Below are 4,641 nucleotides of genomic sequence, written 5' to 3' on the forward strand. Positions count from 1 at the left end.
CGGGGGGACTGCCCCGGCGGGTCCGGCAGGCGAACCTCGCGCCGCAGCTGAAGTCCGCTCCCGCGCCCGCCCCCGCCCGGCCCGCACCGGAGGCGCCGGCCGAGCGCGACGCCGAAGACGTACGCACCCGCATGTCCGCCCTCCAGCGAGGCTGGACGGCGGGCCGCAACAAGCACGCACAGCAGTCCGAGACCGGGGCGGGCACCCGCGCCGGCCGCGGTCCCGCGAACGAGAACGAGGGGGACGGTCGATGACCGCACCGCAGACCGGCAACGACATCCGCAGCCGCGGTTCCGGCCAGCTCAACTGGCTGCTCGACGAGCTCGTCGACCGGGTCGCCAGCATCCGCAAGGCGGTCGTCCTCTCCGGCGACGGCCTGCCCACCGGCAGTTCCAAGGACCTGACCCGGGAGGACAGCGAGCACCTGGCCGCCGTCGCCTCCGGCTTCCACAGCCTCGCCAAGGGCGTCGGCCGGCACTTCGACTCCGGCGGCGTCCGGCAGACCGTCGTCGAACTCGACGAGGCGTTCCTCTTCGTGATGGCCGCCGGCGACGGCAGCTGCCTGGCCGTGCTCTCGGACGCCGACTCGGACGTCGGGCAGGTCGCCTACGAGATGACCCTCATGGTCAAGCGCGTCGGCGACCACCTGTCGACCGCCCCGCGCTCCGGACTGCCAGCCGGAGGGTGAGTCGAGGCCGCATGAGCGATCCAGGCGCAGAGCACCAGGAGCACGCCGCCGGCGCGGACCCCGCCCGGGCCCAAGGCCCCGACGAGCCGCACTGGTTCGACGACGAGGCGGGGCCGGTCGTCCGCCCGTACGCGATGACCCGCGGCCGGACCAGCCACGCGGGCCGGCACCGGCTCGACCTGATCGCGCTGGTCGTCGCCGAGCCGGCGGCCGACGACCCGGTCTGGGAGCTGACCCTCTCCCCGGAGCACGCCCACATCCTCGGCCTCTGCCGGGAGCGCCCCCAGTCGGTCGCCGAGATCGCGGCCGAACTCGACCTGGCGGTCGGGGTGGTGCGCGTCCTCATCGGTGACCTGGCCGAGGAGGAACTGGTCCACGTGACCCGGCCGGTACCGCCGGCCGAACTGCCCGACGAATCCATTCTGCGTGAGGTGATCGATGGCCTTCGGGCGCTCTAGCCGCGGTGCGATGCACGCCGTCTCCCCGGTCGAGCCGCTGACCCTGAAGATCCTCGTCGCGGGCGGCTTCGGGGTGGGCAAGACCACCCTGGTCGGCGCGGTGAGCGAGATCAGGCCGCTGCGCACCGAGGAGTCGCTCTCCGAGCCGGGGGCGGGCATCGACGACACCGGGGGAGTGGAGGGGAAGAGCACCACCACGGTCGCCATGGACTTCGGGCGGATCACCCTGCGCGAGGACCTGGTGCTGTACCTGTTCGGCACGCCGGGCCAGGACCGCTTCTGGTTCCTGTGGGACGAGCTGGCACAGGGCGCCCTGGGCGCCGTGGTCCTCGCCGACACGCGCCGGCTCGCCGACTGCTTCGCCGCGGTCGACTACTTCGAGCGGCGCGGGATCCCCTTCACCGTCGCGGTGAACTGCTTCGACGGGGCCGAACGCCATCCCGTCGTGCACGTCCGGGAGGCGCTGGACCTCGATCCGGGCGTGCCCGTGCTGCTGTGCGACGCGCGCGACCGGGAGTCCGTCAAGGACGTGCTGGTCGGGGTCGTCGAGCACGCCATGTCCACGGCCCGGGCCCGCCGCAGGAGCCTGACCACCGGGACCTGAGGCGCCGGAGCGGCCCGCACCCCCGCCGACTGGGGTACGGGCCGCGGCTTCCATGGGGGCAGGGGGACGGCTCGGGACCGTGGAGCGAGTGTGAACCCGCTCCACGGGCCCGTCAAGCATCCGCGCACGCCGGCCTCAGCGCACGGCCACGACCGCCGCCCCGTGCCCGAACAGCCCCTGGTTCACGGCGGCCCCGACCCGCGCCCCCGGCACCTGGCGCGCGCCCGCCGCCCCGCGTAGCTGCCACGTCAGCTCGCACACCTGGGCGATGGCCTGCGCCGGTACGGCCTCCCCGAACGAGGCGAGCCCGCCGCTCGCGTTGACCGGGACCCGCCCGCCGAGCGCCGTCGCGCCCTTCCGGACGAGCGCCGCGCCCTCACCCGGGCCGCAGAGGCCGATGTCCTCGTACCAGTCCAGCTCCAGCGCGGTGGACAGGTCGTACACCTCGGCCAGCGAGAGGTCCTCCGGCCCGATCCCGGCCTCCTCGTACGCGGCGCGTGCGATCGACGCCCGGAACGGCACGGCGGCGCCCGCGGGTCCGGGTCCGGCCCCGCAGCCCGAGTCGGTCGCGATGTCCGGCAGGTCGAGGACCGTACGCGGATACCGCGGCGTCACCGTCGACACCGCCCGGATCCGCACCGGGTCGGCCAGGCCCCGGGCCCGCGCGCACGCCATGCTGCCCAGCACCAGGGCGGCGCCCCCGTCCGAGGTGGCGCAGACGTCGAGCAGCCGCAGCGGGTCGGCGACCACGGGCGAGGCGGCCACCTCCCCGGCCGTCACCGCCTTCCTGTAGCGGGCCAGCGGGTTCAGTACCCCGGCCGCCGCGTTCTTCACCTTCACCCGGGCGAAGTCCTCCGCCGTGTCCCCGTACACGGCCATCCGCCGGCGCGCGTACAAGCCGAAGTACGCCGGGTTCGTCGCGCCCAGCAGCCGGAACCGCAGCCAGTCCGGGTCGTCGGGCCGGTTCCCGCCCGCCGGGGCGAAGAATCCCTTGGGCGCCGCGTCCGCCCCGACGACGAGCACCGTGTCGGCCTGCCCGGCGAGGATCTGCGCCCGCGCCATCGCGACGGCCTGCGCGCCGGACGCGCACGCCGCGTACACGCTGGCCACACGCGCCCCCTGCCAGCCGAGGGCCCGGGCGAACGCGGCGCCCGCCACATGGCCGGGGTAGCCGCCGCGCACGGTGCCGGCGCCGACGACGGACTGCACGGAGCGCCACTCCAGCCCCGCGTCGGCGAGCGCGGCCCGCGCCGCGACCCGCCCGTACTCGACGAAACTCCGGCCCCACTTGCCCCACGGGTGCATTCCCGCCCCGAGCACCGCCACGTCCGTCATGCCGTGCCTCCCACCGGCCGGAAGCGCCAGGTGGTCCACACGGTGTCCGCGTCCTCGGTTAGCACCCCGCCCACCACCTCGACCTCCATGCCCACCTCCAGGTCGGCCGGCCCCACCCCGGGCACGGCCTGCCCCAGCACGACCATCCCCTCCGCCTCCAGCTCCACCGCGAGGAGCGCGTACGGCTCCCAGGGCTCCCCGGGGTCGGAGGGGTAGGGGGCGGGCGGCCGGTACCGCCCGTCGGTGTAGGACCACACCCGGCCGCGCCGCGACAGCGGCACCTCCTCCATGGCGCCGCCCCCCGCGCAGTGCGGATTGCGGCAGTAGGCGTCCTCCCGCGGGAAGAACACCGCCGCGCAGGCCGTGCACCGCGTCCCGAGCAGCCGGAAGCCGCCCTCCTCGGTGAACCACCCCGGCGCGGCCGGCTTCCTGGTCCGCTCCACAGCCCCTCCTTCTGACGCTCCGTCAGAAGTGTGGGTTCATCCGCGTACGGCGCGCAAGGCGACGGGAAAGTCGAACTGCTCCCCGAACGCCTCCGGCCGGTGCGTGAAGTGCCACCACTCCTCGGGCAGGTTCACGAACCCCTCCGCCTGAAGCACCCGCCGCAGCAGCCGCCGGTTCTCCCGCGCTGCACCGCCGATCTGAGGAGCGTCCGTGTGGGACAGCGGTCCGAACCAGTCGAACGGCGTGCCCATGTCCAGCGGCCGCCGGTCGGGAAGCCGCACCAGCGCCACGTCCACCGTGCTCCCGCGGCTGTGTCCCGACCGCTCCGCGATGTACCCGAGCGCGACCAGCCGCGACTTGTCCACCTCCGGGTAGAACTCCGCCTTCGTCGCCTGGTCGCCGGCGTCCCGCGCCCACCGCACGAACCGGTCCACCGACCGCTGCGGCCGGTAGCAGTCGTACACCACCAGCGAGAGCCCCTGCCGCCGCAGCACCCGCTGCGCCCGCCGCAGCGCCTCGGCCGCCTGCTTCGCGAGCAGGCACACCGGCTCCTCGTACCCCTCCACCACCCGCCCCGTGAAATTGCGCCCCGTCGCGTACCGCATGTCCTGCCCGATCGTCGGATCGACGTCCGACAGCGCCGCGAACCCGCTCGGCGAGGAACCCGCCAGCACCGCCAGACACCCCGCAACCACCGCCATCCGCATGCCCCTTGGCTTACCATCGCCGCATGCCGGCACACCTGAGGGACTCGCACTGCTCCACCTGCGGAACGCTGTTCGACGGCGACGCCTGGCCCCGGACCTGCACCGCCTGCGGCGCCGTCACCTACCGCAACCCCCTCCCCGTCGCCGTCGCGCTGCTCCCCGCGCAGGACGAGGCGGGCACCGGCCTCGTCGTCATCACCCGCACCATCGAACCGGCCCTCGGCGGCACCGCCCTCCCCGGCGGCTTCATGGACTTCGGCGAGGACTGGCGCGAAGCGGTCGTCCGCGAACTGCGCGAGGAGACCGGCATCCACGCCCCCGCCGCCGACGTCGCCCTCGCCGACGCCATGAGCTCCCCGGGCGGCCACCTGCTCCTCTTCGGCCTCCTCCCGACCCGCCCCCTGG

The 4,641-nt window shown here is 74.9% G+C and carries 8 protein-coding genes; 5 read left to right on the forward strand and 3 right to left on the reverse strand.

The window, feature by feature from the left end; genetic code table 11:
• The 4 genes from EF903_RS34425 to EF903_RS29000 form a co-directional block, all read left to right on the forward strand.
• Positions 1–254, forward strand: a 254-nt coding sequence (locus tag EF903_RS34425) for a hypothetical protein (RefSeq protein WP_185902883.1), incomplete at its 5' end; no start/stop codon positions are given.
• The gene (locus EF903_RS28990; protein WP_125547975.1) at positions 251–688 is read left to right on the forward strand and encodes a roadblock/LC7 domain-containing protein; all 438 of its coding nucleotides are present in this window, start codon (positions 251–253) and stop codon (positions 686–688) included. The genes EF903_RS34425 and EF903_RS28990, both read left to right, overlap by 4 nt.
• A gap of 11 nt (positions 689–699) precedes the next feature.
• Positions 700–1,146, forward strand: a complete 447-nt coding sequence (locus EF903_RS28995; RefSeq protein ID WP_125547976.1) for a DUF742 domain-containing protein — start codon at positions 700–702, stop codon at positions 1,144–1,146.
• Complete coding sequence (locus tag EF903_RS29000) at positions 1,127–1,750, forward strand: ATP/GTP-binding protein (protein WP_125547977.1); 624 nt, start codon at positions 1,127–1,129, stop codon at positions 1,748–1,750. The genes EF903_RS28995 and EF903_RS29000 overlap by 20 nt, the downstream gene beginning before the upstream one ends.
• Before the next feature lie 135 nt (positions 1,751–1,885).
• On the opposite strand, the gene EF903_RS29005 is transcribed toward EF903_RS29000, so the two are convergent.
• From EF903_RS29005 to EF903_RS29015, 3 genes are read right to left on the reverse strand one after another with little or no spacing between them, the layout of a single operon-like run.
• Entirely contained in the window at positions 1,886–3,085 is a 1,200-nt protein-coding gene (locus tag EF903_RS29005; RefSeq protein WP_125547978.1) for a lipid-transfer protein, read from the reverse strand.
• Positions 3,082–3,528, reverse strand: a complete 447-nt coding sequence (locus EF903_RS29010) for a Zn-ribbon domain-containing OB-fold protein (protein WP_125547979.1) — start codon at positions 3,526–3,528, stop codon at positions 3,082–3,084. The genes EF903_RS29005 and EF903_RS29010 overlap by 4 nt, the downstream gene beginning before the upstream one ends.
• A 36-nt stretch (positions 3,529–3,564) precedes the next feature.
• Positions 3,565–4,230: a M15 family metallopeptidase gene (locus tag EF903_RS29015; RefSeq protein ID WP_260616075.1), complete on the reverse strand. Its 666-nt coding sequence runs from the start codon at positions 4,228–4,230 to the stop codon at positions 3,565–3,567.
• A 29-nt stretch (positions 4,231–4,259) separates the two neighbouring features.
• Between EF903_RS29015 and EF903_RS29020 the strand changes: the two genes are divergently transcribed.
• Positions 4,260–4,641: NUDIX domain-containing protein (locus EF903_RS29020; RefSeq protein WP_125547981.1), on the forward strand; the 382-nt coding region annotated here is incomplete at its 3' end.

Origin of the sequence: Streptomyces sp. WAC05292 (assembly GCF_003949955.1) — a bacterium.
In the GTDB taxonomy this organism is placed as follows: Bacteria; Actinomycetota; Actinomycetes; order Streptomycetales; family Streptomycetaceae; genus Streptomyces; species Streptomyces globosus.

Coding starts and splice junctions, on each gene's coding strand:
- EF903_RS28990 (WP_125547975.1), top strand. CDS start 251: ATGACCGCACCGCAGACCGGCAACGACATCCGCAGCCGCGGTTCCGGC.
- EF903_RS29005 (WP_125547978.1), bottom strand. CDS start 3,085: ATGACGGACGTGGCGGTGCTCGGGGCGGGAATGCACCCGTGGGGCAAG.
- EF903_RS29000 (WP_125547977.1), top strand. CDS start 1,127: ATGGCCTTCGGGCGCTCTAGCCGCGGTGCGATGCACGCCGTCTCCCCG.
- EF903_RS29015 (WP_260616075.1), bottom strand. CDS start 4,230: ATGGCGGTGGTTGCGGGGTGTCTGGCGGTGCTGGCGGGTTCCTCGCCG.
- EF903_RS28995 (WP_125547976.1), top strand. CDS start 700: ATGAGCGATCCAGGCGCAGAGCACCAGGAGCACGCCGCCGGCGCGGAC.